Origin of the sequence: Bradyrhizobium mercantei, assembly GCF_001982635.1 — a bacterium.
GTDB lineage: Bacteria > Pseudomonadota > Alphaproteobacteria > Rhizobiales > Xanthobacteraceae > Bradyrhizobium > Bradyrhizobium mercantei.
This window is the reverse complement of the sequence record NZ_MKFI01000001.1, coordinates 278,610-302,541: the sequence shown is the minus strand read 5'-3', so window position 1 is coordinate 302,541 and position 23,932 is coordinate 278,610. Positions and strand designations below refer to the sequence as shown.

The 23,932-nt window shown below is 64.4% G+C and carries 22 protein-coding genes, 1 tRNA gene and 1 pseudogene; 10 read left to right on the top strand and 14 right to left on the bottom strand.

What is annotated here, in order from left to right:
• The first annotated feature begins 10 nt into the window (after positions 1 to 10).
• Both gatB and BI327_RS01445 read left to right on the top strand, forming a co-directional pair.
• Positions 11 to 1,498: an Asp-tRNA(Asn)/Glu-tRNA(Gln) amidotransferase subunit GatB gene (gatB, locus tag BI327_RS01450; RefSeq protein WP_076857988.1), complete on the top strand. Its 1,488-nt coding sequence runs from the start codon at positions 11 to 13 to the stop codon at positions 1,496 to 1,498.
• A 1,489-nt stretch (positions 1,499 to 2,987) separates the two neighbouring features.
• On the top strand, positions 2,988 to 3,254 hold the full coding sequence (locus tag BI327_RS01445) for a hypothetical protein (RefSeq protein ID WP_021078341.1): 267 nt from the start codon (positions 2,988 to 2,990) through the stop codon (positions 3,252 to 3,254).
• 99 nt (positions 3,255 to 3,353) lie between these two features.
• Here BI327_RS01445 and BI327_RS01440 read toward each other — a convergent pair whose 3' ends face one another.
• From BI327_RS01440 to BI327_RS01430, 3 genes and pseudogenes are all read right to left on the bottom strand, one after another.
• The gene (locus tag BI327_RS01440; RefSeq protein ID WP_076857986.1) at positions 3,354 to 4,118 is read right to left on the bottom strand and encodes a sulfite exporter TauE/SafE family protein; all 765 of its coding nucleotides are present in this window, start codon (positions 4,116 to 4,118) and stop codon (positions 3,354 to 3,356) included.
• A 73-nt stretch (positions 4,119 to 4,191) separates the two neighbouring features.
• Positions 4,192 to 4,911, bottom strand: coding sequence for a helix-turn-helix domain-containing protein (locus tag BI327_RS01435; protein ID WP_076857984.1), 720 nt, complete (start codon positions 4,909 to 4,911; stop codon positions 4,192 to 4,194).
• Between the two features lie 86 nt (positions 4,912 to 4,997).
• A pseudogene (locus tag BI327_RS01430) lies at positions 4,998 to 5,403 on the bottom strand (winged helix-turn-helix transcriptional regulator).
• 92 nt (positions 5,404 to 5,495) lie between these two features.
• Here BI327_RS01430 and BI327_RS01425 point away from each other — a divergent pair.
• Positions 5,496 to 6,473, top strand: coding sequence for a quinone oxidoreductase family protein (locus tag BI327_RS01425; RefSeq protein ID WP_076857982.1), 978 nt, complete (start codon positions 5,496 to 5,498; stop codon positions 6,471 to 6,473).
• Positions 6,474 to 6,493: 20 nt separating this feature from the next.
• Here the strand turns inward: BI327_RS01425 and BI327_RS01420 are convergent, their stop codons facing one another.
• Positions 6,494 to 7,756: an MFS transporter gene (locus tag BI327_RS01420; RefSeq protein ID WP_245334679.1), complete on the bottom strand. Its 1,263-nt coding sequence runs from the start codon at positions 7,754 to 7,756 to the stop codon at positions 6,494 to 6,496.
• A complete protein-coding gene (locus BI327_RS01415; RefSeq protein WP_076857980.1) occupies positions 7,753 to 8,259 on the bottom strand; it encodes a PaaI family thioesterase in 507 nt (168 codons plus the stop codon). Before BI327_RS01415 ends, BI327_RS01420 begins: the two co-directional genes overlap by 4 nt.
• 195 nt (positions 8,260 to 8,454) lie before the next feature.
• Here BI327_RS01415 and gcvA point away from each other — a divergent pair, with 195 nt between their 5' ends.
• Positions 8,455 to 9,357 carry a transcriptional regulator GcvA gene (gene gcvA, locus BI327_RS01410; protein ID WP_076857978.1) on the top strand — a complete coding sequence of 301 codons (903 nt, stop codon included), beginning with the start codon at positions 8,455 to 8,457 and terminating at the stop codon, positions 9,355 to 9,357.
• 17 nt (positions 9,358 to 9,374) lie between these two features.
• Here the strand turns inward: gcvA and BI327_RS01405 are convergent, their stop codons facing one another.
• Positions 9,375 to 10,163: an AraC family transcriptional regulator gene (locus BI327_RS01405; protein ID WP_076857976.1), complete on the bottom strand. Its 789-nt coding sequence runs from the start codon at positions 10,161 to 10,163 to the stop codon at positions 9,375 to 9,377.
• A gap of 94 nt (positions 10,164 to 10,257) precedes the next feature.
• Between BI327_RS01405 and BI327_RS01400 the strand changes: the two genes are divergently transcribed.
• Complete coding sequence (locus BI327_RS01400) at positions 10,258 to 11,172, top strand: DMT family transporter (protein WP_076857974.1); 915 nt, start codon at positions 10,258 to 10,260, stop codon at positions 11,170 to 11,172.
• Positions 11,173 to 11,564: 392 nt separating this feature from the next.
• On the opposite strand, the gene BI327_RS01390 is transcribed toward BI327_RS01400, so the two are convergent.
• Positions 11,565 to 12,620 (bottom strand): acyltransferase family protein, encoded by a 1,056-nt coding sequence (locus BI327_RS01390; RefSeq protein WP_083741879.1) that lies wholly within the window; start codon positions 12,618 to 12,620, stop codon positions 11,565 to 11,567.
• Between the two features lie 794 nt (positions 12,621 to 13,414).
• Between BI327_RS01390 and BI327_RS01385 the strand changes: the two genes are divergently transcribed.
• Entirely contained in the window at positions 13,415 to 14,173 is a 759-nt protein-coding gene (locus tag BI327_RS01385) for a sulfite exporter TauE/SafE family protein (RefSeq protein WP_076857970.1), read from the top strand.
• 240 nt (positions 14,174 to 14,413) lie between these two features.
• On the opposite strand, the gene BI327_RS01380 is transcribed toward BI327_RS01385, so the two are convergent.
• The 5 genes from BI327_RS01380 to BI327_RS01355 all read right to left on the bottom strand — a co-directional run bounded on the left by BI327_RS01380 (position 14,414) and on the right by BI327_RS01355 (position 19,402).
• Positions 14,414 to 14,695: a hypothetical protein gene (locus BI327_RS01380; protein WP_076857968.1), complete on the bottom strand. Its 282-nt coding sequence runs from the start codon at positions 14,693 to 14,695 to the stop codon at positions 14,414 to 14,416.
• A 167-nt stretch (positions 14,696 to 14,862) separates the two neighbouring features.
• The gene (locus BI327_RS01375) at positions 14,863 to 15,543 is read right to left on the bottom strand and encodes a hypothetical protein (protein WP_076857966.1); all 681 of its coding nucleotides are present in this window, start codon (positions 15,541 to 15,543) and stop codon (positions 14,863 to 14,865) included.
• Between the two features lie 266 nt (positions 15,544 to 15,809).
• Positions 15,810 to 16,076 (bottom strand): DUF3606 domain-containing protein, encoded by a 267-nt coding sequence (locus BI327_RS01370; RefSeq protein WP_076857965.1) that lies wholly within the window; start codon positions 16,074 to 16,076, stop codon positions 15,810 to 15,812.
• 536 nt (positions 16,077 to 16,612) lie between these two features.
• Positions 16,613 to 16,705 (bottom strand) — tRNA-Ser (locus tag BI327_RS01360).
• A 249-nt stretch (positions 16,706 to 16,954) separates the two neighbouring features.
• Positions 16,955 to 19,402, bottom strand: a complete 2,448-nt coding sequence (locus BI327_RS01355) for a transglycosylase SLT domain-containing protein (RefSeq protein WP_076857961.1) — start codon at positions 19,400 to 19,402, stop codon at positions 16,955 to 16,957.
• A gap of 354 nt (positions 19,403 to 19,756) precedes the next feature.
• On the opposite strand from BI327_RS01355, the gene dapA reads away from it, so the two are divergent.
• The 4 genes from dapA to BI327_RS01335 all read left to right on the top strand — a co-directional run bounded on the left by dapA (position 19,757) and on the right by BI327_RS01335 (position 22,293).
• A complete protein-coding gene (gene dapA / locus BI327_RS01350) occupies positions 19,757 to 20,647 on the top strand; it encodes a 4-hydroxy-tetrahydrodipicolinate synthase (RefSeq protein ID WP_076857959.1) in 891 nt (296 codons plus the stop codon).
• 59 nt (positions 20,648 to 20,706) lie between these two features.
• On the top strand, positions 20,707 to 21,123 hold the full coding sequence (gene mscL, locus BI327_RS01345; RefSeq protein WP_076859103.1) for a large conductance mechanosensitive channel protein MscL: 417 nt from the start codon (positions 20,707 to 20,709) through the stop codon (positions 21,121 to 21,123).
• 1 nt (position 21,124) lies between these two features.
• Positions 21,125 to 21,598, top strand: a complete 474-nt coding sequence (gene smpB / locus BI327_RS01340) for an SsrA-binding protein SmpB (protein WP_076857957.1) — start codon at positions 21,125 to 21,127, stop codon at positions 21,596 to 21,598.
• 113 nt (positions 21,599 to 21,711) lie between these two features.
• Entirely contained in the window at positions 21,712 to 22,293 is a 582-nt protein-coding gene (locus BI327_RS01335; protein ID WP_076857956.1) for a peroxiredoxin, read from the top strand.
• Positions 22,294 to 22,499: 206 nt separating this feature from the next.
• Here the strand turns inward: BI327_RS01335 and BI327_RS01330 are convergent, their stop codons facing one another.
• The gene (locus BI327_RS01330) at positions 22,500 to 23,159 is read right to left on the bottom strand and encodes a uracil-DNA glycosylase (protein WP_076857954.1); all 660 of its coding nucleotides are present in this window, start codon (positions 23,157 to 23,159) and stop codon (positions 22,500 to 22,502) included.
• Complete coding sequence (locus tag BI327_RS01325) at positions 23,140 to 23,781, bottom strand: LabA-like NYN domain-containing protein (protein ID WP_050422617.1); 642 nt, start codon at positions 23,779 to 23,781, stop codon at positions 23,140 to 23,142. Before BI327_RS01325 ends, BI327_RS01330 begins: the two co-directional genes overlap by 20 nt.
• Positions 23,782 to 23,932: the final 151 nt, after the last annotated feature.

The following is a 23,932-nucleotide window of genomic DNA, read 5'->3' as shown; positions in this document are numbered from 1 at the left end:
ACCGAGATCCATGACCGCAGCTGCCGCCCCGCACAAACTGATCAAGAGCGCCACCGGCGATTGGGAGGTCGTGATCGGCATGGAGATCCATGCCCAGGTCACCTCGAACTCAAAACTGTTCTCCGGTGCATCGACCGCGTTCGGCGGTGAGCCCAACTCCCATGTCTCGCTGGTCGATGCCGCGATGCCGGGCATGCTGCCTGTGATCAACGAGGAGTGCGTCCGCCAGGCGGTGCGCACCGGTCTCGGGCTGAATGCGAAGATCAACCTGCGCTCGGTGTTCGACCGCAAGAACTATTTCTATCCCGACCTGCCGCAGGGCTACCAGATCAGCCAGTACAAGTCGCCGATCGTGGGCGAGGGCGAGGTCGAGCTCGAGCTCGACGGTGGCCGCAGCGTCACGATCGGGATCGAGCGGCTGCATCTGGAACAGGACGCCGGCAAGTTGCTGCACGATCAGTCGCCGACGATGACCTATGTCGACCTCAACCGTTCCGGCGTCGCGCTGATGGAGATCGTCTCCAAGCCCGATATCCGCGATGCCGAGCAGGCCAAGGCTTACGTCACCAAGCTGCGCTCGATCCTGCGTTACCTCGGCACCTGCGACGGCGACATGGAGAAGGGCAGCTTGCGCGCCGACGTCAACGTCTCGGTGCGCCGCCACGGCGAGACCACGCTCGGCACCCGCTGCGAAATCAAGAACATGAACTCGATCAACTTCATCGGCCAGGCGATCGAGTACGAGGCGCGGCGTCAGATCGAGATCATCGAGGACGGCGGCTCGATCGACCAGGAAACCCGGCTGTTCGACCCGAACAAGGGCGAGACGCGCTCGATGCGCTCCAAGGAAGAGGCGCACGACTATCGCTACTTCCCGGATCCCGATCTGCTGCCGCTCGAATTCAGCCAGGCCTTCGTCGACGAGCTCAAGGCGCAGCTGCCGGAACTGCCGGACGAGAAGAAGTCCCGTTTTATTACGGGCTTTGGCTTGTCGCCCTATGATGCGAGCGTGCTCGTCGCCGAGCGCGAGAGCGCGGAGTTCTACGAGACGGTGCTGTCAGGCCTCGCCGACAAGGCACGCGACGGCAAGCTCGCCGCCAACTGGGTGATCAACGAGCTGTTCGGACGTCTCAACAAGGAAGGCGTTGCGATCGCAGCCTCGCCGGTGTCGGCAGAGCAGCTCGCCGCGATCGTCGATCTGATCGGCGAGGGAACGATTTCCGGCAAGATCGCCAAGGACTTGTTTGAGATCGTCTGGCAGGAAGGCGGTGATCCGCGCGCGCTCGTCGAGACGCGCGGCATGAAGCAGGTCACCGATCTCGGCGCGATCGAGAAGGTGGTCGACGACATCATCGCGGCCAATCCCGACAAGGTCGAGCAGGCCAAGGCGAAGCCGCAACTGGTCGGCTGGTTCGTCGGTCAGGTGATGAAGTCGTCGGGCGGCAAGGCGAACCCGCAGGCGGTCAACGACCTCCTGAAGTCGAAGCTCGGCATCTGAACGAACAGGACAATGATGTTGTCCTTGGCGCATGATCCAACCGGATCATGCTCCCGCGCGATCGCCTCTCGCGCCGTCGCGCGCGCGTGAACGCGGCGTGACCCTGCCTCACACCCTCGGTCGACGGTCGCACTGACGCCCTCGGCTCCGAATCGCCGAAGCTGCGATTCGTTCGCGAATCCGGCTCGGACGACCTCAAACGAGGCAAAAGCCGTCTTTCCCACGAAAATTTTTTCGTTGCCAAAAATTACGACTCGGCGTCGGCGACGCGCCGCTTTTCGTCGTCGCGCGCGACTCAGCGCAACGACGATCGTGCGTCGATCGCTTCAATGCGAATTCATGGAAAGCCTGCAATACAAGGCATTTCCTGCAACGTTGACAAATGCCGATGTCGGCCGCTGTTGCACTTCTTGCATCGTCGCGCGAATGCATCGTCGATTTGAACGGCGGCGCGCGCCGTCCGCACTGCCACCGCTGCGTCAACACTTCCTTAAGCGGGACACTGTTTTTTTCAGTCTGTTGGTGTATTCGGGAAGTAGTGCATATCGATTCCCGAGTGCACGCAGCGAAGTAGAGCCATCTCACATACTGGAGGGCAACATGGCTAAGAAGGCAAAGAAGGCGAAGAAGGCGAAGAAGGCGAAGAGCGCAGTGAAGAAGACTGCGAAGAAGACCCGCAAGGTCGCCAAGAAGAAGTAAGCCTCTCGCCTTGAGAGGATTGCCGGCGGCTTGACGCCGGCACGTCGCGAGAGCCAGCGGACGGACTGCTGAGAGGCACATCCCACCCCAAGGCTCTGGCTGACGAAAGAGGGTGTCGGCGAGACATCAGGTCAAACGGCTGGATCGTATTTCGGAGAGGGCAACCTTCCCAAAACCGGTCCGGCAGAAGAAACAGAGATTTCTTCGTTCGGTGCGGAGCCCGCTTGGTTCCGCAATTTCGCCGGCGAGAATGCCGAGCTGAAATCTGGTCCTGACGTGTTCGCCGACCCCCTCGTTCCGGCGGCCCGCGCAGTCCGCGCCCGGCAGCCACTTTCCCATTCCAGTTCCGGATCGACATGAGGCCTGACGGCCTCGCTTTGCATTTGTCCGTGCACCCGCCCGCACGCGGTCCGCTGGTCGTGCCATCCCTCCGCCAATTTCCGGACTGACTGCCCGCCCAGGCTGGCGATCGCCCGCGGCCATTGTCCGCCATGGTTATCGTTGTCCGAAACAGCAGGGTAAACCGGTGTTCATGAATGCAAGGAAGTGCCTGCGGCACAGGCACTTCTTCGATTCCGGCAGGCGTGCCCGGCGGCGCCGGTTTACATCCCGTTCATCGCGATACTTAAACCGCTCTTCAAATTTGATGGGCCATGATCATCCCAACAAGCCGGCAAACGGCGAGCGCATGATCCAAAGGATCAGCGCGGGAATAGCAGGGTAGTTCAACAGTGGACGGGGGCCGCGCTCGGGGGAGGGCGGCCAACAACAAAAAAGGGGAATGACGACAATGTTTCAGGGGGTCATCGATCAGGAAAGCGCAGTCCCGGTTGCTGCGACTGCAATCCAGGACGTGCTGTTCGAACGTGGCATGTACTGGGCGAGCGGTCGCTCCGGGGTGGTCAACCTCGTCGCGGCGCACAAATGGTTCAACCTGGCGGCGCTCAAGGGGCGTACTGACGCGATCGCGCACCGCCGCGAAGTCGCCGAGCAGATGTCCGATGTCGAGATCGCGGCCGCCCAGCGCGAAGCCCGCGCCTGGATGACGACGCATTAGGTTTCGTTTGACGCGCTTTCTTCACGCGAACCGGTACCCGCTTCGCTCGAAAACGCGCCGGTCGTTATCGAGCCGGGAGCCTCGGCTCCCTCGCTCCATCTAGCACCAGTATCGCGCGGCATAGATCACGGTCATCACCGCGCCAGCCACGATCACGAACTGCCGGACGACCGGCCCGGGGAGAATCCGGATCAGGTAGCCTCCGGCATAGCCGCCGGCCATGGCGCCGAGCAGCATCGTCGCCGTCTCCGGCCATCGCACCGCGCCCTGAAACACGAAGATCAACGTGGCGGCGAGCGACACGCAGGTCGCGAGCAGGTTCTTCAGCGCCTTGATCGCCCTGATGTCGTTGGGTTCGGTGATCGATAGCACCGCGGTCAGGATGACGCCGAGACCGGCCCCGAAGAAACCTCCATAGACGCACGCCAATCCCAGCACTGCACTGCTCGCGCCGTTCGGCGGCAAGGTCGCGGTCTTCCGGCGGGCGATGGTCCATCCCTGGATCTGCGGCGCGAAGGCAAACAGCAGCGTCGCGAATGCGATCAGGGCCGGCACCGGCAGGACGAACAGCCGCTCGGGAAGCAGCAACAGCACGCCGGCGCCGACTGCGCCGCCAAGCGTGGAGACGGCCATGAAGCTGATCGTGCGTCGCGTCGCCGGCGGGAGCTTGCCGCGATCGGCGAGCGCTGCGATCAGATGTCCCGGCGAGATCGCCACCGCATTCGATGCATTGGCGATCACGGCGGGCAGGCCAGCCGTGAGCATCGCCGGAAACGTGATGAGCGTCGCGCCGCCCGCCAATGCGTTGATGATGCCGCCCGCGACACCGGCCACGAGCAGCAGAAGACTTGTCCGGATATCCATCCTTCACCCCTTTGCAGCGCGAGCAGGCTAGCGGACGGAGCAACGGCTGGTCTGGAATGTCTGTGACGGCGCTTCAGTCGCGCCAGTAGACGCCCGGCGTCGTGCCGAAGGTGCGACGGAACAGGCGGGTGAGGTGGCTCTGGTCGGAGAAGCCCGTATCGGCCGCAACGGCTGCGATCGGCTCGCCGGCGCGCAGCAACTGCCGGGCATGGTTGAGCCGCGCCAGCAGGCGGAACGCATGCGGCGCCACGCCGAGCTCACGCCTCACCATGCGGCTGAAGCCTTCGCGGCTTCGCCCGAAGCCTGCGGCAATCGCGCCGATCGGCTCCACACTCGCGGTCAGGGCGATGCCGAGCTCGCTCCTGTCGATCAGCCTGGCCGACGGTGATCGCTCGCGCGACAGCGTGTCGTCGGCGATCTCGCGGATGTGGTCGGGCGATATCTCGTCGGCGTTTCGCCACCGTGCCCCAATGCGGAGGATGCTAAGCGATGACGAGGCGCGGCTGGCCGGAACATAGGCGTTCAGGCATACCGTCTCGTCGTCCGGGGTCGGCACCGGTGCGTGCAGCATCCCCGCCGGGATGAGCGCGGCATGGCCCGCAGGCACGGTCACGGTCGCACCGTCGATGCGAAAGGCGCGTGATCCCGACAGCACCACGACGATCTGGCTCTCGTCATGGAAGTGGGGCCTGAGGCCAAGCGAGCCGGCACCGCGCCACGATGCCAGCTCGACGATGTCGTCACGGTCCGCGCGCCGGTATGTCCAGGTGGTGGCAGAGGCAGAGCGGGTCATCGGCGAAGCGATCGGCTAATTCAATTGGGCGGAAAGGGTAGAGCACGCGGCGCATTTGCCCGGCCGCAGCGGTTCGCGGACGGTCTCTATCGGCCGGCTGCAGCCGCCGCGCCAATTTTCGCATTGCGCGGACGGACGATGCAATCGGCCATTTCATCGAGACTCGTCCAGCTCGCGCGCGTGATGCGTGCCCCATTCGCACAGCGCAAGCATGATCGGCTGCAGGCTCAGGCCGAGCGGGGTGGCGGAGTAGTCCACGCGCGGCGGGACCTGGCCGAATACCTTGCGGTCGACGAGGCGATGTTCCTCGAGCTCGCGCAGTTGCTGCACGAGGACCTTCTGGCTGATCTGCGGCAGCAGCCGCTGCAGAGCCGACAGGCGCTTCGGTCCATCCATCAAGTGATAAAGGATCACGGCCTTCCAGCGTCCGGAGATCGTCTTCAAGGCCCGTTCGATCGGCAGGGACGGCAGCCTGTTCACGACCCTCGTCATGGTCACCTCCGGGTGTCTTGGGGAGCAAATGGTGCGTAGAGCCAGATAGCATATCCAGGGCAGTTTCCTGAAAACCCACTGGGAACTCTGCCATGCAAGCTGTTGTCCTGAGCCGCTTCGGCGGACCTGACGTGCTCGACGTCGTTGATATTCCTCGGCCGGCGCCTCGCGTGGGCGAGGTGCTGATCCGCGTGATGGCCGCCGGGGTGAACTACTTCGAGGTGCTGATGAGGGCCGGCCGTTATGGCTTCACGCCGCAGCTTCCGATGACCCCGGGCGTCGAAGTCGCTGGTGTCGTCGAGGACATCGGCGGCAACGGCCACGCCGGCACAGTCGTCGGCAGCCGCGTTGCGGTTCCGCTGTTCGCTCATGGCCTCGGCGGGGGCTACGCACAATTCGTGACGGTCGACGCCCGTGCCGTGCATCCGATCCCGGATGACGTGCCCTTCGATGCCGCTGTGGCGGCTATGGTGCAGGGGCTGACCGCGCTCCATGCCGTGCGGCGGTCACCGGCAACCGGCAAAACGGTGTTGATCCCGGCCGCCGCAGGCGGCGTCGGCGCCCTCATCGTCCAGCTCGCCCGACGGCAAGGCGCGCGCAGGATCATCGCGGCCGCCGGCTCCGACGAGAAGATCGCGATTGCCCGGGCTCTTGGCGCGGATGCCGGCGTCGTCACGGCTTGCGACGGCTGGGGGGCGGCGGTTGCCGACGCGGCGAGCGGCGAGGGTATCGACGTGGTCTACGACTTCGTCGGGGGAATCGCGCACGAGTACCTTGCTGCGCTCGCGCCGCAAGGCCAGGTGCTGTTCGGTGCGCTCGGTCGGGCCGATCTCGATCACGCGGCCCTCAACGCGATGTTTGGTCAGAACCAGTCGTTGGAAGGGCTGGCGCTGATCCCGCTGCTCACGGCCGAGAACGTGCGCACCGACCTGGCGGAGCTCTATGCGCTGATCGGACGCGGCGAGCTCACGGTGCGCATCGCTGGTCGATACGCCCTCGGCGAGATTGCGAGGGCGCATCGCATGATCGAGGCGCGCAAGACGACCGGCAAGGTCGTCTTGCTACCTTAAGGGCCTGGCCGGCGGCTGCGTCATGCCTGCGCGACCGAGGCGATCGGCGAGGCCGTTCGCATCGTCGCGACAGCGATGAGGGCGGCGACGAGGTTGGCGGCTGCGCTGATCGCCACCGGAATGAAGTAGCTGTGGCTGATATCGAATGCGAAGCCGGCGGCGCTGGGGCCGAGCAGCGTGCCGAACGCGACGCTGGTGTAGAGGATGCCGATGATGCCGCCGACATTGCGGCCGCCGAAATGGTCAGTGACCACGGCGGGCAGGATCGCGACCCAGCCGCCGTAGAACACGCCGAACAGCAGCGCGAAGGCCGTGAGCGACCAGAAGCTGCCGGCGAGCGCCCAGATCGCCAGCGAGACCGCCATGCCGAGATACATCGCAACCAGGAACGCATCGCGGCCGACACGGTCGGCGATGCCGCCGAGGAAGAACCGGCCGGCGGTGCTGCCGACACCGATCATCCCGAGCAGCAGCACGGCGAGCGTCGGCGCCACCTGGTGGTCGACCGCAAAGGGCACCAGATGCACGAAGGGCACGAACACCCCGAACGCGCTGATCAGGCAGGCCGCATAGAGCCCGGCGAAGCGGGCGGTCCGCACCGCATCGCGGATCGAAACACCCTGGCGGAGTGGCGCGGCCGATGCCGCCTCGAGCGGATCGCCGTCGGGCCCGGTGCCGTAGCGGCGCGGATCGTCCGCGATCAGGAGCGATGCTCCGATGCCGGCGACGGCGGCAACGACACCCAGCACGACATAGGCATCGCGCCAGCCGAAGCTCGTGATCAGCCAGGTTGCGAGCGGCGGCATCACCAATGTCCCGACGCCGATCCCGCTGACGGCAAGGCCCGATGCGAAACCGCGCCGCCGGACGAACCAGCGTTGCACGGCGCCCAAGGTCGGGACGTAGGCGCAGCCGACGCCGGCGCCGATGCCGATGCTGTAGGCGGCATAGACCTGAAGGATGGTCTGTGCCTGTCCCGCCAGCACCATGCCGAGGCCGACCAGCGCCATTCCGACGCCAGCAAGCCTGCGTGCGCCCCAGCGGTCGGCGAGCGGGCCGGAGACGATGCCGAGCCCGAAATACAGGAAGCCCGCGAACGAGAACACCAGCGAGACCGAGCCGCGCGAGGCGCCGAACTCCCGCTGCAAGGACTCGACGAAGGACGAGAACGTGTAGGCGCTGCCGAAGCCAATGAGCGTCACGACGAAGGCTGCCGCGACGACATACCAGCCGTAGAACGGCTTTGCGCGTTGATAACCGGCGTGCATCACGGCGTTCCTCATGTTCGTTCTCCCTGTGCCGCGCGCTCGCCGGCCTTGGCCGGCGGATAGAGCAGCATCTGCGTGCAGCGAAACAGCGCGATGGTCTTGCCGGTCGCCTCGCTGCTGACATCGGCATCCCAGACCTGGGTGGTGCGCCCGGCGTGAACGAGGCGCGCCGCGCAGCTCACGCCGCCTTCGCGCGCGGCGCCGATGAAGTTCGTCTTCAACTCGCCGGTGGCGAAGCCGATGGCGCCGTCCGGCAAGGAGGCGAGGCAGCCGAACCCGCACGCGGTATCCGCCAGCGCGACGATGCTGGCGCCGTGCAACAGCCCGTGCGGCGAGAAGTGTTTCGCGGCAATCTCGAAGCGGCCGCGGATGAGACCGCGTCCGGCTTCGAGCCAATGAAAGTCCAACAGGCCGGGCAGGCTGCCGGCCTGCGACGCGTTGATGCGCTCGACGAGTTGGCTGGCTTGGCCGCCAGCACCGATCTCGTGCGGCGCGAGTTTATTTGGGACCTCAGTCATTCTTGTCGGGGCTCCATCCGGGAACCGAAAGCCACCGCCGATAGCCCTGGAGAAAGCTTAGAAAATCTAACTTTCATGATTCGGGCCTCTCTGCGTTGACGCGGCTTTTGGCGTTAAGATAGGCTGATGAAACGCCCGTGCGGCCGAGCTGGCAAACCAGATTTGCTGTGCATTGTGGATTAGAAAATCTAAATCATGGAAAGCAGGCTTCCACCCCTGAATGCGCTCAAGGCGTTCGAATCCGCCGCCCGCCATCTCTCGGTGAAGCTCGCGGCTGAAGAGCTGTATGTGACGCCGGGCGCGGTCAGTCAGATGCTCAAGACGCTGGAGGCCCATCTCGGCGTCAAGCTGTTCGAGCGGGTGCCGCGCGGCATCTATCTCACCGATGCCGGGCGCGACTATCTGCCGTCGATCCGCAACGCGTTTCGCCAGATCGCGGAGGCCTCGCGCCGCGTCGCTGCGTCAGTCGACGTCGGCACGCTGACGGTGAGCGTCACGCCGTTCTTCGCGTCGGCCTGGCTGGTGCCGCGCATGGCGTCATTTCAGAATGCGCATCCCGAGATCGACCTGCAGATCGTCACCAGCAACACGGTGGTCGATTTCTCGCGCAGCGGCGTCGACGTCGCAGTGCGCCATGGCCTCGGCCGCTATCCGGGGCTGCGCAGCGATCGCGTCGTCACGGTCGAGATGGTCGTGGTGGCATCGCCTGCGCTGGTCGCGCGTCTCGGGCTGCCGAAATCTCCCGGCGAACTCGCGGGCTGGCCGCAGGTGCATGATGCCGACCGCAAGGGGTGGAGCCTGTGGTTTCAGGCCAACGGCATCGCGGAGGTCCGCACGCCGCGCGGACCGTCGTTCGACGACAGCGGTCTGCTGCTGAAAGCCGTGCTGACCGGGCAGGGCGCGGGGCTGCTGCCGGCGGCAATGGTCGCGCATGAGATCGAGAACGGCGAACTGATCCAGCTGCTCGAGACCGCGCATCTGGAGGAGTTCGCCTATTATCTCGTCTGCCCCGACAACCGGCAGGGGCTTCCGAAGATCGCGGCGTTCAGGGATTGGATCCTGGGGGCGGCCGCCCAGTCAGCGGCTGCGGAGCGATAGTTCTCCGCCGCGACGGCCTAGCGATAGAACGCGTTCGGCGGCACGCCAAAATGCCTGCGGAACATCGCGGTGAAGGCGCTCTGGCTGGCATAGCCGGCATCGAGCGCGACATCGACCACCCGTGCGCCGCGCGCCAGCCGTTCGAGCGCGAACAGCAGGCGCGCCTGCTGACGCCATTCGCCGAACGTCATGCCGGTTTCCCTGGCGAACAGGCGATGGATCGTCTTCTGCGTCAGCTTCAGCCGGCGCGCCCACTGCGCGGCGGTCGAAGTATCGTCCGGGCGGGCCACCAGCGCCGCGCAGATCCGTGCCAGCCTCTTGTCGCGCGGCGTCGGCAGATGCAGCGGCAGCACGTCGATTTCGCGCAGCTGGTCGAGCAGCACGCGCATCAGCCGCTCGTCGGAGGTCGCCGGCGCATAGTCCAGCGGCACGCGCATCGCGGCCACGAACAATTCGCGCAGCAGCGGCGAGACCGTGAACACGCAGCTGGTCTGCGGCAGATTGGGGGCCGCGTCGGCGTCGACGAACACGGTGCGGATCTTGACCGCGCCGCACATCCGGACCTCGTGCTCGAGATCGGCCACCAGCCACACCGCGCGATTGGGTGGCACCACCCAGGTGCCTTCGGCGCAGCGCACGACCATCACGCCTTCGATCGCGTAGAGCAACTGGCCGCGCGGATGCGCGTGCAGGCCGGTCGAGGCGCCGCTCGGATAGTCGATCTCCATCGCCGCCATCGGCCGCGCCGTGGCGTGATAGCCGAGATGCCGTGTGATCAGCTCGTCCAACACATCTTCATCTCGCATGTCCCAATCTCGCTAGGCGCGGTCATTCTAGCGTGAGACGGACCTTGGCGCGACAGGTAGTTGCTGGTGCGTCCTTCACAAACGCTGTCAGGTCATGTTCAGGAAGAAAGCCGCACTTCTCTATCCCTTCGTTGCCATCGTGCTGTGGGCCGGCAACGTCATCGTCTCCCGCCTCTCGGCGCACACGATCGGTCCGCAGGCGATCACCTTCTATCGCCTGCTGGTCGCGGTGCTCCTGATGTCGCCGTTCGTGGCGCGCGGCGCCTGGCGCAATCGCCGCGCGATCTGGCCGCATCTCGGTCCGCTCGCGATCCTCGGCTTCCTCGCGATGTGCCTGTTCCAGAGCCTGTCATACCTCGCGGCGGAGACCACGACTGCGACCAACATGGCCGTCTTCACCGCGCTGACGCCGCTGTTGACGGTCGGACTCAGTGCCGCGCTGCTCGGCGAGCAACCGACGCTTGGCATGGTCTGCGGCGCGCCGCTGTCGTTTGCGGGCCTCGTCTATCTCGTCAGCGGCGGCGATCTGTCGTCGCTGCTGCACAATGGCGTGCACGCGGGCGACGCCTTGATGCTGCTCGCCGCGATCGTCTACGCGCTCTACGGTGTGCTGCTGAAGCGCTGGAATCTGCCGATCAGCGGATGGCAATCCACCTACATGCAGGCGCTGTGCGCGCTGGCGGTGATGTTTCCCGCCTTCCTCGCGACGCCGGCGCCGCTGCGTCAGGTCAACGCCGAAACCTGGCCGCTGATCGTCTATGCCGGCGCGCTGGCCTCGGTGGTGCTGCCGTTCCTCTGGATCCGCGGGGTCGCGCAGCTCGGCCCGAACCGCTGCGCGATCTTCATGAACCTGCTGCCGGTGCTCACGGCTGTGGCCGCGATCGTGATGCTGGGCGAGCCGGTCAGGTCCTTCCACGTCATCGGCGGCGGCCTCGCGCTGCTCGGTGTCGCCTGCGCGCAGGCTTTCCCGCGGCCGATGACGACCGCGCGCGCGGTAGCTCGCAGGTGACCGATTGGCGATCTCGCTGTTTTGATCGCATGTGAGAGGTCGGGGCAGAATACAGCGCTACGCTCGGTGATCACCTGTATGGTGAAACGGAGCGATCGCGATGCGTGTTTCCTTGCGTGTTTCCTGGCGTGGTTTGTTGCATGTTGCCTCGGCCTTGATGCTGCCCCTTGTGCTGCTGTGGAGTGCGGCTGCCGACGCTGCAACCGCGCCTCACAGGCGCGTGCGACAACACCTCATCATCCGTCCAAGCGAACAGGTGGCTCCTCCGGGCTGGTACCGATATCCCGGCTTCGGGCCGATCCCGCCTGGAGAAAACCGAAATCTCGATCCATCGACCCGCGGCAGCGGTTGACGTCGGTCGGCGCAGCGCCGGAGCCGCATCGCGTTCTGCCCTAAACCGCGACAATGCCTTGGAGGCTGGATTCGGCTCGGGCAAATCTTCGTTTGGCGTAACCGATGAGCGGCGCCTCGATCGTACGCCAGCTGATTTCCGCGGCGATACACACGATCGGAAGCGCGATCAAGGCAGTGAACTGGCCGCCGAGGCCGACGAACATGTTGTACACCAGCAGATGGAATAGATAGAGCGCATAGCAGCGGCGCCCCATCCAGATCAGCGGACGGAGCATGATCGGCCGTTGGGTGACGGCGCCCGACCAGACGGCAGCGCTGCAGATCAAGGCCGTGACCGAGAGAAAGTAGGCGAAGGGGCCAGCCACCACGAAATAGGCAATGTCGCAAAGCGGCGGCAGGCAGGCCAGCATCGCCCACGTGATGCGGGAGCGGCAATAGCCGCGCAGGAAAGCGGCGAGCAGAACGCCGCCGAACAGTCCGTCCAGACGACCGGGCAGCAGATATTCCCAGGAAAGGTCGGGCAAATAGGCGTCGAACAGCCAGCGCCAGACCGGGGCGAGCAGCACGCCGCTCCAAAGCACGGGGATCAGCCAGCGTCGTGGCAGCCAGTAGATCAGCGCCGGCAGGATCAGGTAGAACTGTTCTTCGATGGCCAGCGACCAGGTGACGAAGGTCGGTTCGTGCAGGGGATAACCGAACTGCAACCACGGCACGGCTTGGGCGAAGAACAGATAGTAGCCCCAGTGAGCTGGCGGAGCGATCAGCAGGAGCAGCCAGTACAGCGGCAGAATGCGGAACGCGCGCCGTCCGTAGAAGGATGAGAAATAGCCCGGCTGTTCACGGCTATCCAGCAGAATGCCGCCGATCAGGAAGCCGCTGAGGACGAAGAACAGGTCGACGCCGACCAGGCCGAATGTGAAGCCGACGTAGTGGCAGGCGATGACCAGCGAAATCGCCAGGCCGCGGAGCGCGTCGAGCGGCTCGGAGCGGCTCTGCCGATGGGTGGGGTCCGATCGCATCGTGCTCATGATGAATCGGCCAGAACGCGACGCGAAATCAATGCCATGAAATAAGTCTCGCTCGAAAGAGGCCATCCTTCCGCAATCGGTGTCAGAGGGCAAGGGTTACCGCTGACCAAGGTAAAGGGCTCCGTACTGTCCGTTGGGCCGGGAGGAATGTGTGTGACGGCCGTTGTGCTGCCGATCGTCTATGCGGCGTGCCCACCCACGCGCCTGAGTGACCCGCCTCACATCATGTCCGGAGCCGGTCTGCGAGAGTTCCGGCCGAGGCGATGCAATGGTGCGTCGGCCCAATTGTGGAGGAGGGTAAATCATGCGTTCAGTTACACTGAGCTTCGCCGTTGCAACTGCGATTGCTCTGTTCACGTTCGGTCAGTCGGCATCTGCTGCCCCCATCGGAGCAGTCGTGAAGGCGTGCGACAGAACCGCAGGATGCAACTACACCCTGAACAAGGCGGGAGACTTGTCTGGCTGTTCCTCGAAAGCCTGCTTCTATTGCCCCAACGACGGCAAGCGGCAGTGTTTCGGAATCCAGTGAGGTAGCAGAGGGGCCTGCGTCCAGCGGGCCCCTTTGACGTTGCGTCTCGACCGTGCCCGCAGGCGCGCCCCTGATTTCTCCGGCCGCTCGAAAGAAGCGCATGACGGCCTGCGGCCAGCGGACCGCGCGCGGCGCGGCTCAACGAGGTTGCGCAGGATGAACGGGACCGGCGCGATGAGGCGAGGGGACCAACTCGATTGCACCGAGTGCAATGTTTTGATTGCACCGCGGTCGTGGTCGAAGCAGTTTGCCTGCATCAATCAGATTGTACGCCGCAATCGGCCCGAGCGCAGACGCGCTCCGGGCCTGTGGCTCCCGTGGGACGACAAGCATGGAGTTGACACTCACCACCGTCGTGATCGCCTTCGCCGGTGTATTCTTGATCTGCTTCATGAAGGGCGCGTTCGGCGGCGGGTTCTCCATTGTGGGGATTCCGCTGCTGTCGTTCGTGATGGATCCGGTGACGGCCGGTGGCCTGCTTGCCCCCTTGTTCATTGCAATGGACCTGTTCGCGCTGCGCTACTGGAAGCCGTCGACCTGGTCGAAACCCGACCTCGTGCTGCTGTTGCCTGGGCTCGTGATCGGCATCGGGCTCGGCTATTTGCTGTTCCGCGTGCTCGACCATCGCGCCGTGGCGATTGTCATGGCAATGGTGACCCTGACATTCGTCGGTCTCTGGTTGCTGGGAGGTTCGGACGCGACGGTCCGTCCGCGATCGTCACCCAAGGCGGTTGCCGCGGGCCTTGCGTCGGGAGTTACGACCATGGTCGCGCATTCCGGCGGGCCGCCGCTTGCGATGTATCTGTTGCCGCTCGGCCTCAGCAAGGAGGTCTATGCCGGAACGACGAGCCTGTTCTTCACCGTCGGCAACGCGACCAAGGCAGTGCCGTGGCTGCTGCTGGTGAGACCAACGGGCAATGTCTGGATCGTGATGGCAGCCTGCCTGCTCGCCATCCCCGCCGGCGTCTGGCTCGGCTGGCGGCTGCATGGAAGGCTCGATCAACGACAGATCTACCGCGCTTGCTACGGACTGCTGGTCGTGACTGCGCTGAAACTGCTGTGGGACGGTGTGTCCGGATATCTCGGCTAAGGAAAGAGGCCTGGGGCTGTCCGTCAAGCCGGGAAAAGCGTGTGACCGACGGCGTTGTGGCTTGAAACGATTTTCGGGAGCGAGGTCTTCCACACGCACTAGCCGCTTGCTCGCAGCTTGCCGTCTTGCACCATCCGGTGTTGCGGCCGCGTGCCTGAGTGAGTCACCTCATATCGCTTCAGGACTGCGATTGCCCTGCTCACGTTTGGTCATCCAACAGGAAGTGGGTCAAGGACCGCGCTATGCCGCGTCGGTGACCAGCTTGTGCTGGGATGTCTCGGTGACACGCTTTTCGAGTGTGGCGATGGTTCCCTTGAGATTGGCGTGCCGCTCATTGAGCGACCGTGCCAAGATGGGATACCTTGCGTCCGACCGGTCATAAATCCCCGCGCGCGCTTCTTCGGTCGCGATGTCGGCTTCGATCTGCTGGCAGGCCAGGACGAGATCGGACAGCATCTTGCTGATCGTCGACTCTTGTCCGGTGCGTCCGCGAGCTGTCTCAAAACGATGATGCATGTTCATGTGCGTGCTCCGAATGTCTGAGTTCGGTACACCGAGAACAGCTGGCGCCGAACTATTCACGGCTACATCGCAAGTAGCCTGCCAGTCGGGAGGCCGTAAGAATACGGTCGGGGCGGTCTGGCGCGGGATCGGCCACCGGGTGGCGATAGCCTGATGGGTCTGGCCGACTATTCTCGCCGCCACGCCGGAATGCAGGCGCCCAGCGTGGCGCGCTTGTAGTCTCGTGCGGCGTCGTGATCCCCAACCTGTTCAGCAAACCTAATCGCCGCCTCCATGTCCTGGGCGGCGGACGCGCTGTCGCAGAACAGGCTGCGAATTTCAGCACGGTATCGATAGGCCCTGTAGTTCATCGGGTTGTATGAAAGCGCCAGATTGTAGTTGTCTTGCTCTTCAGTGGCGACCCGGCGCGCTTCATCCGACTGGCCCTTCAAGTTGGTGAGGCGATTGAGGGACTGGAGTGAGCCGAGCTCCATGTAACGCAGCGACATCGCGCCAAGGCTTGCAGGAAGCGCATCGTCCGACGAAGAAGCTTGCTTCGCCGCGCTGTTCGCGCGTTCGATTTCGATCTTTTTGTACTTGATGGCGTTGTCGTAGTCCCGCAGGCTCTGGAACGTGCTCGATATTTCGCCATTGATCGGCGCGATAGAGGCGGTCGAGAGCCGCCGGTCGCTCAGCAACTTGAGGCATGCCCGTATCTTTGCCTGCGGAGGCGAGACGTCGCGACATTCCTTGTCAACCACACGCCACTCGTCCGGCGTATGCACCGTCGGCGGCGTCTGCGCAGCAGGCAGTACGAAGACCAGTGCGAAGCAGATCGCTAACCTGGGACCGCGACTTGGGCCATCCATTGTGTTTCTTCGCCCTCAGCCCGGTTCTTCTGCTGGGCTCGTGGTGATTTGATGCCAAATAATCAGGCCGAGGGGAAGCTGACACTGGTCTTGGATGGACTCAAAAGTGAGGCCGTTCGTGACTGGGAAAGACCGAACGGCCCCAGCCGGCCCTAAGTGCCAAAAATGGAAGAAATGGGTCGGCGGTCCAGCTACGGAGCGGCGGGGCCAATGGTTTCACCCGTCGATTGACATCGCGACGCTCCGCCGCTTTTCGGAATGTTGGATCAGATCACCTTGGCTTCTTTGGTGATAGCCGCAATCGAGGGGCCGGATTTCCGGATTATTGAGGCAAACTGTTGATCGGAGACTCTTAGCCGCTTCTTCAATACTTTGACCTGGACCTTGTCGCGCAGATCCAGCGAATTGCGGAAATAGGTTTGCCTGCGTTTGTTCATGGCAATTTGGCTCACATAGAAGTTGTTGCTCGCGATGTTGCGGCATTGCGTCGACATCGACTGGTCGACGATGGGACCGGTTGCTCTCGCGAACATGCCGTCGCCGCCTACGCAACGCTGAGCCGGCGGCAACGTTCCTGCAGGCCGCCTGCTATGAGCGAGCAGGGTCGGCCTGACGACAGGTCGTCAAAACAAACGCCGCCTTGCTGCATTGCCACTCGCTGCCAAGCGCGGCGCTCGAGACGGGCCGCGGGGCAGCAACGATCGCCAGCAGGACAACCATACATGCGAGAGAAGTTGCGATCACGAGCCTGCCTGTTGCGGATGAGAAGCGCGGCCGGAACCAGGGATCCAAATCGACTGAGCGACGAAGCTGGGCGTTACGCAAAACCTGGTCGAGATCCTGGAATTGGATGCCACTGTCTTGCTGCATGGCTTTACCCCGGAAATGTTCAGGTGAAAGGAAACAATGCGGGGATGCTGCGCGCGGTTTGTTTCGCGCTCGCTTCGAGGTGCCGGGAATGATGTTTCGTTCACGCGGAGGTGACTGCCGGTTCACACCGGGCGGGCCAACGCCCGAATGTCTCCATAGGGATCCCTGGGGATCGTGGTTGGGCAGCCGGTTGTGGGGCTGGCGGAGAGGGAGGGATTCGAACCCTCGATACAGCTTGAGACCGTATGACGCTTTAGCAAAGCGTTGCCTTCAGCCACTCGGCCACCTCTCCAATGGCGCCGATATGCCCGAGTGGGCGCTGAGCCGCAAGCGGCAGATTCAGTTTGCGGCAAGGTGATTTAGTGACAGCGCCGCCGCGGGCGGCCCCGGAATGGGCGCTTAGCCCTCACACGGTACCCTCACTCGGCGATTCTGATGCCGGAATGCACAAAAAATATAAGCGATAACAATATCTTAGACTGGAGTTCGGTCGAGGAGGGGCCCGCCGCTCGCGAGGCTGTTGAAAACCGCCTGCGCCGGCTCATTCCACGCTGGCGCCACGGCGCAAGTCGGCCTCGATCTGCAATCTGGTGCCGCCGCCGAAGCGGGCACGGTAGACCTGCAGGTTCTCCATGATGCGCTGGACGTAGTTCCGCGTCTCCGAGAACGGAATCAGCTCGACCCAGTCGACCGCGTCGACCTTGGGATCGCGCGGGTCGCCATAGCGCTCGATCCATTTCTTCACGCTGCCGCGGCCGGCATTGTAGGCGGCGAAGGTCAGGATGTACGAGCCGCGATAGTCCTCGAGCAGGCCGCCGAGCTCGGCGGCGCCGAGCATCGCGTTGTAGACCGGGTCGGTCTTCATCCGGTTGAGGTCGAAGCCGATGCCGGCGCGCTTGCAGACATAGCGTCCGGCGTCCGGCGTCACCTGCATCAGTCCGTAGGCCTGGGCCGGCGACACCACCGCCGGATTGAACGCGCTTTCCTGGCGCGCAATCGCATAGACGACGCTCTGCTCGACCTCCGGCCCGACCTGGCGGAACGACGGGATGCCGTTCACCGGATAGGCGTAGTGGTCGAACGGCAGTCCGCGGTTGAGCGCGGCCTTGCCCATCAGCAGCATGCCGCGGGCATCGCCATGGCGCGCGGTGAGCTCGCCGAGGCCGGCCAGCGCTTCAGGATCGCCATTGTCGCCGAGGTCGCCGAAGATCGGGATTGCGAGCTCGCGCGCGTCGATCTCGTAGAGCAGGGCGACTGCACGCACGATCTCCAGCCGATCGGCGCCGCGGCCGCGCGGCGCGCTGTTCAGCTCGATCTGCGGCAGGCCGAGTTTTGCGCGGGCAAGCTGGCCATAATAGCTGGTCGACTGTTCGGCCGCGCGTGCATAGGCCGCGCGCGCCTCCTGGCCGCGGCCGGCAGCCTCGGCGGCGCGGCCCTGCCAATAGCCGGCACGGGCGAGCGCGGTGGGATTGGCGCTGCCGACGCCGATCCGCGCGAAATGCTGGGCGGCGAGGGCGGGATCGTTGAGGAAGCGCAGCGCAATCCAGCCCGAGGTGAATTCCTGCTCGGTCTTGTAGATGTCGCGGGCCGGCAGCGCCGCGTCGCGCGCGATCAGATAGGCGGTGCGAAACTCCTCGGTGTCGATCATCTTGCGCGCCAGCAGCCGGCGCTCGATCCACCATTCGTCGACATTGTAGAGGCGCGCGGGGTCCTTCGGCGCGCTCAGCATCAGCCGCGCGGCCTCAGTGAATTTCTCCTCGCGGCGGAGCAACTGGATCTTGGCGAACAGATAGCCGGTGTCGCCGGAGAGTTCGCTCGGCACCGCTTCCAGCAGCGCGCGCAGGTTCGAACCCTTGCGGGTCGCCGCGATCCGCGCCTTGGCCAGCGCCACATAGCCGGAGCCGAGGCGTCTGGCTTCGCGCATGCCGGCGGCCTCGTTGTCGGTGCCGTACAGCATGGTGTCCATGCGCGCCTTGTGGTCGCCGGCCGTCAGGAACGAGCCGAACAGATCGAGCGTGGTGTTCTCGGTATCCTCGCTCATCCCGTCGTTGCGCCAGGCTTCGCGGACCAGGCGCTCGGCATTGCCGCGGTCGCCGCGGCCGATCATCACCTTGGCGAGCGCGAGCCGGCCCTTGGCCGAGACCGGCGATTCATTCTGGAACCAGGCCCAGACCGCGGAGTCGTCGCGGTGGTCGTCCCACAGCGAGGCCTCGATGCGGCGGCGCAGGAAGGTCTGCGAGGGCCAGCTCGGATTGGCGTCGAGGAAGGCGCGGTAGCGCTCGACCGAGGCGCCATTGTCCTCGCTGCGCAGGATCAGCCATTCGGCAAGCTTGCGCGCGACCGGATCGGAGATCGAGGCCTCGGCCTCGGTGGCGTCAGAGGGCCTCCGCTTGCGCAGCAGCTCGACGACGCTTGCGAGCGCCTCCTTGTCCGACTGCGATGTCGCGGATGTCGCAGCGACCGCCGCTGGCACGACCGGCTTGCGCACCACAGGTGCGGCATGCTGGCGGGTCGCCGGAACCAGCGAAGGCGCGGCGGCACGGGCGGGCGCCGGCTTGTTGGTCGGCAGACTTCCCGTTGCGGCCGGAGCGGCAGGCTTCGACGCAGTGGGCTTGGCTGTGGTGGGTTTGGCCGTGGTGCTCTTGGATTCGGTGGTCTTCGACGCCGCAGGCTTATGAGCTTCGGTCTTGGCAGGCGCAGCCTTGCCGCCGTCTGGCTTGACCGTGCTGGACTTGGCGGCGGCCGTCTTATGCGCTTCGGTTTTTGAAGTATCAGTTTTGGGAGCGTCAGTTTTGGCCGCGTTGGTTTTGCCAGCGGCGGGCTTGGCTGCCGTTGATTTTGAAGCGGCTGGCTTGGCCGCGGCCGGCTTGGAAGCCGTTGCCTTGTCGGCGGCCGGCGCCGGCACATCCTCGGCGGCCCATGCACCGCCCGAGATGGCGGCGAGGCCGACAAGGAGCGCCAGGCTCGTTGCCAGCGCCGTCGATCGCAATGTGCCTGCGCGGGCGGAACGGATCACAGAAGTCCTCTGCGGCCCCGAATCATCTGGTCGTTTGGGCCATGGGTTCTTATTTGATTGAAAACGTAGACAAAATACTAAGAAGCCTGCCGGTGCGGCTGTTTGCGCCAGCACAACGGCAAAATCGCGGCTGGAAGCGGTTTCGCGCGCCGCGGATTACCGTTGGGAATAGGTACGGTACGGCCCTTTCGCCTGTCCGCCAGACCCGATATGAATTGCCTTTCATGGCGTTTCGCATCAACCGGGTGCCGGTTGCACGGACGTGAGCACGACAACAACAAGGGTCCGTCGACCTAGCCTTTAGCCTGAAGCGTTTGGAGGAAGTCCATGGCAGCCAAGACAAAATTCCGGGGATCATTCACTGCCTTGGTGACGCCCTTCAAAAACGGCTCGGTGGACGAGGCGGCGTTCCGCGGGCTCGTGAACTGGCAGATCGAAGAGGGCACGCACGGCCTGGTGCCGGTCGGCACCACCGGCGAGAGCCCGACGCTGAGCCACGACGAGCACAAGCGGGTGGTCGAATGGTGCATCGAGGAGGCCAAGGGCCGGGTGCCCGTCATCGCCGGCGCCGGCTCGAACTCGACCAAGGAGGCGATCGAGCTCGCCGAGCACGCCGAGAAGGCGGGTGCCAACGCGGTGCTGGTGGTGACGCCGTACTACAACAAGCCGACCCAGGAAGGCATGTACCAGCACTTCAAGGCGATCAACGACGCGATCGGCATTCCGATCATCATCTACAACATCCCGCCGCGCTCGGTGATCGACATGTCGGTCGACACCATGAAGCGGCTGTTCGAGCTGAAGAACATCGCCGGCGTCAAGGATGCGACCGCCAGCATGGTGCGGGTCTCGCAGCAGCGCGCCGCGATGGGCGAGGACTTCAACCAGCTGTCCGGCGAGGACGCCACCATCATCGGCTACATGGCGCATGGCGGCCATGGCTGCATCTCGGTGACCTCGAACGTCGCGCCGCGGCTGTGCTCGGAGTTCCAGACCGCATGGCAGAAGGGCGACGTCACCACCGCGCTGAAGATCCACGACAAGCTGATGCCGCTGCACACCAACCTGTTCATCGAGAGCAATCCGGCGCCGGTGAAGTACGCGATGTCGCTGCTCGGCAAGCTCGACGAGAAGCTGCGCCTGCCGATGGTGCCGGTCGCTGAATCGACCCGCCAGGCCGTCCGCAGCGCCATGGTGCATGCCGGCCTGATCAACTGAGCCGGAACGGTACCGCCGTGAACAATGCCGTGCGCAATGTCGAAGAGAAGGGGATGGGCATGCTGAAGGAATTCCGCGAGTTTGCCATGAAGGGCAATGTCGTCGACCTCGCCGTCGCCGTCATCATCGGTGCTGCGTTCGGCGCGATCGTCACCTCGCTGGTCGGCGACATCATCATGCCGATCATCGGCGCGATCACGGGCGGCCTCGACTTCTCCAACTACTTCACCGGGCTTTCCAAGGCCGTCAACGCAACCAACCTGGCCGACGCCAAGAAGCAGGGTGCGGTGCTGGCCTGGGGCAACTTCCTGACGCTGACGCTCAACTTCCTGATCATCGCCTTCGTGCTGTTCACGGTCGTCCGCTTCATGAACCAGTTCAAACGCAAGGATGAGGCCAAGCCCGCCGAGCCGCCGAAGCCGTCCGACGAGGTCGTGCTGCTGACGGAAATCCGCGACCTCCTCAAGAAGGGCTAACGTGGCCGAGAAGAACGAACGCCCGATCAAGGTTGTCGCCGAAAACCGAAAGGCCCGCTTCAACTACGCAATCGAGGACACGATCGAGGCCGGCATTTCGCTGACCGGCACCGAGGTGAAATCAATCCGCAGCGGCAAGAGCACGATCGCGGAATCCTATGCGGATTCCAAGAACGGCGAGCTGTGGCTGATCAACGCCAACATCCCGGAGTATCTCCAGGCCAACCGCTTCAACCACGAGCCGAAGCGGCCGCGAAAGCTGCTGCTGCATCGCAAGCAGATCAACAAGCTGCTCGGCGCGGTCGACCGCGAGGGCATGACGCTCATTCCGCTAAAACTGTACTTCAACGAACGCGGCCGTGCCAAACTGCTGCTCGCGGTCGCCAAGGGCAAGAAGCTGCACGACAAGCGCGAGAGTGAGAAGAAGCGCGACTGGAGCCGCGAAAAGGGCCGCCTGCTGCGGGCGCGGGGATAGGACTCAAGCCGTCATTGCGAGAAGCGAAGCGACGAAGCAATCCACCCATCCAGTGCACGTCGCTATGGATTGCTTCGCTTCGCTCGCAATGACGCTCAGGGAGATGTAGGCCGATGACCCAGAGCAGCCTCACCGATGTCGACTGGAGCAAGATCCCGGCGCCCACGGACGACGGCGGCGCGGCGCATCTCGTCGGCATGACGATCCCGCCGGTCCGGCTGCGCGCCACCGACGACACCTCGGTGGCGCTGTCGGCGCTGCAGGGCCGCACCGTGGTGTTCGCCTATCCGCGAACCGGCGAGCCCGGCAAGATCGGGCTGGTCGATGATTGGGACATGATCCCGGGCGCCCGCGGCTGTACGCCACAGACCTGCGCGTTCCGCGACCTGTTCGCCGAGCTGAAGGCGGCCGGTGCTGCCCAGGTGTTCGGGCTGTCGACCCAAAGCAATGCCTACCAGACCGAGATGGCGTCGCGCCTGCATCTGCCGTTCCCGGTGCTCTCAGACGAGGCGCTTGAGCTGACGCACACGCTGAGATTGCCGACGATGTCGGTGGCCGGCCTGACCCTGATCAAGCGGCTCGCGCTCGTCATCGACGATGGACGCATCACGCATGTGTTCTATCCGGTGTTCCCGCCCGACCGGAATGCCGGCGACGTGCTGGAATGGCTGAAGGACAATCCGCGGAAGGACTAGGCCAGAGCGTCGCCGCAGGGGGCGCTGCCAAAATATCGAAAACAACCCCATGCAAAGCAGCCGGCCGCGCCGGCGCCCGGCCAGCCGACTTGACACGTCGGGCAACTCAGGGATATTTTTCTATTATTCCGAAATGGTGCGGGTTTGCTGTGGCGTTGCGGACTTCGGATAGCGGTTCGCAAAGTGGATGCCGCCCGAGCGCTGCGCTAGCCGAGCTCCTTGCGCACCGTCGCGAAGACCTTGCGGAACATGTCGGTCGTCAGCACGCCGGTGTTCGTGTTGTAGCGCGAGCAGTGGTAGCTGTCGTACAGCTTGAATTGGCCTGCGCTATGCACTGCACCGTGCACAAAGGGCGCTGCGGCCAAGCGGATGTCCAGCGCTCTCAAGGTTGATTCGTGGGCGATTCGCCCGAGCAGCACGATGGCGCGCAGCTTCGGCATGGTGGCGATGGTGGCGCGGAGGAATTGCCGGCAGGTGTTGATCTCGGCCGGCAGCGGCTTGTTCTGCGGCGGCACGCAGCGCACCGCATTGCTGATCCGGGCGTCGACCAGCTTCATGCCGTCGTCCGGCCGTGCCTGATAGACGCCGCTGGCGAAGCCGTATTCGAGCAAGGTCGCGTAGAGCAGATCACCGGCGTAATCGCCGGTGAAAGGACGGCCGGTGCGGTTGGCGCCCTGCATGCCCGGCGCAAGGCCAACGATCAGTAACCGCGCATTCGGGTCGCCGAACGATTCCACCGGAGAGTTGAACCAGTCCGGGTTGCGCGCGCGGGCTTCTGCGCGGAAGTCGGCCAGCCTTGGACAGAGCTGACAGTTGCTGTCGGGACGCTGGGATGCGGCGACGAGATTACTCGTCGAAATCGTCATCGGCTCCCCGTGGGGCCATGGTGGTCGCGCGCTGCAGGAATTGCGGGGAGTGATGACGCGGTTCGCGGGGTTCGCGCGGGGCCGGACGTTCGGACGGATCGCGGCCAAGCTTGGATTGCAGCTCGACGAGGTCGGTGAAGACGTCGGCCTGGCGGCGCAACTCGTCGGCGATCATCGGCGGCTGGCTGGCAATGGTGGAGATCACGGTGACGCGAACGCCGCGGCGCTGGACGGCCTCGACCAGCGAGCGGAAGTCGCCGTCGCCGGAGAACAGGATCATCTGGTCGATGTGCTCGGCGAGTTCCATGGCATCGACGGCGAGCTCGATGTCCATATTGCCCTTCACCTTGCGGCGGCCGCTGGCGTCGATGAATTCCTTGGTCGCCTTGGTGACGACGGTGTAGCCGTTGTAGTCGAGCCAGTCGATCAGCGGACGGATCGACGAGTACTCCTGATCCTCGATGATCGCCGTGTAGTAGAACGCACGGAGCAGCGTGCCGCGACTCTGGAATTCCTTGAGGAGGCGCTTGTAGTCGATGTCGAAGCCGAGCGTCTTTGCGGTTGCGTAAAGATTGGCTCCGTCGATGAAGAGCGCGATCTTGTTGGAAACAGGTGACGACATCAAAGTGTTCTCGCGTGGTTGTTAGTGTTCTTAGCGCAGCGGCGATCAACCGCGCGCAATTTCCTGCGTTGCTGCCTAAAGTTCTGTGAATCTTTCCCCACGACAGTCACCACCGCAATTATGGTGAGGCGAGGGCAAAAAGCCTAGACCT

Excerpts from the sequence above, each read along its gene's own strand:
- gatB (WP_076857988.1), top strand. The coding sequence starts at position 11 with ATGACCGCAGCTGCCGCCCCGCACAAACTGATCAAGAGCGCCACCGGC.
- BI327_RS01445 (WP_021078341.1), top strand. The coding sequence starts at position 2,988 with ATGTTTCAGGGGGTCATCGATCAGGAAAGCGCAGTCCCGGTTGCTGCG.
- BI327_RS01440 (WP_076857986.1), bottom strand. The coding sequence starts at position 4,118 with ATGGATATCCGGACAAGTCTTCTGCTGCTCGTGGCCGGTGTCGCGGGC.
- BI327_RS01435 (WP_076857984.1), bottom strand. The coding sequence starts at position 4,911 with ATGACCCGCTCTGCCTCTGCCACCACCTGGACATACCGGCGCGCGGAC.
- BI327_RS01425 (WP_076857982.1), top strand. The coding sequence starts at position 5,496 with ATGCAAGCTGTTGTCCTGAGCCGCTTCGGCGGACCTGACGTGCTCGAC.
- BI327_RS01420 (WP_245334679.1), bottom strand. The coding sequence starts at position 7,756 with ATGAGGAACGCCGTGATGCACGCCGGTTATCAACGCGCAAAGCCGTTC.
- BI327_RS01415 (WP_076857980.1), bottom strand. The coding sequence starts at position 8,259 with ATGACTGAGGTCCCAAATAAACTCGCGCCGCACGAGATCGGTGCTGGC.
- gcvA (WP_076857978.1), top strand. The coding sequence starts at position 8,455 with ATGGAAAGCAGGCTTCCACCCCTGAATGCGCTCAAGGCGTTCGAATCC.
- BI327_RS01405 (WP_076857976.1), bottom strand. The coding sequence starts at position 10,163 with ATGCGAGATGAAGATGTGTTGGACGAGCTGATCACACGGCATCTCGGC.
- BI327_RS01400 (WP_076857974.1), top strand. The coding sequence starts at position 10,258 with ATGTTCAGGAAGAAAGCCGCACTTCTCTATCCCTTCGTTGCCATCGTG.
- BI327_RS01390 (WP_083741879.1), bottom strand. The coding sequence starts at position 12,620 with ATGGCCTCTTTCGAGCGAGACTTATTTCATGGCATTGATTTCGCGTCG.
- BI327_RS01385 (WP_076857970.1), top strand. The coding sequence starts at position 13,415 with ATGGAGTTGACACTCACCACCGTCGTGATCGCCTTCGCCGGTGTATTC.
- BI327_RS01380 (WP_076857968.1), bottom strand. The coding sequence starts at position 14,695 with ATGAACATGCATCATCGTTTTGAGACAGCTCGCGGACGCACCGGACAA.
- BI327_RS01375 (WP_076857966.1), bottom strand. The coding sequence starts at position 15,543 with ATGGATGGCCCAAGTCGCGGTCCCAGGTTAGCGATCTGCTTCGCACTG.
- BI327_RS01370 (WP_076857965.1), bottom strand. The coding sequence starts at position 16,076 with ATGTTCGCGAGAGCAACCGGTCCCATCGTCGACCAGTCGATGTCGACG.
- dapA (WP_076857959.1), top strand. The coding sequence starts at position 19,757 with ATGGCAGCCAAGACAAAATTCCGGGGATCATTCACTGCCTTGGTGACG.
- mscL (WP_076859103.1), top strand. The coding sequence starts at position 20,707 with ATGCTGAAGGAATTCCGCGAGTTTGCCATGAAGGGCAATGTCGTCGAC.
- BI327_RS01335 (WP_076857956.1), top strand. The coding sequence starts at position 21,712 with ATGACCCAGAGCAGCCTCACCGATGTCGACTGGAGCAAGATCCCGGCG.
- BI327_RS01330 (WP_076857954.1), bottom strand. The coding sequence starts at position 23,159 with ATGACGATTTCGACGAGTAATCTCGTCGCCGCATCCCAGCGTCCCGAC.
- BI327_RS01325 (WP_050422617.1), bottom strand. The coding sequence starts at position 23,781 with ATGTCGTCACCTGTTTCCAACAAGATCGCGCTCTTCATCGACGGAGCC.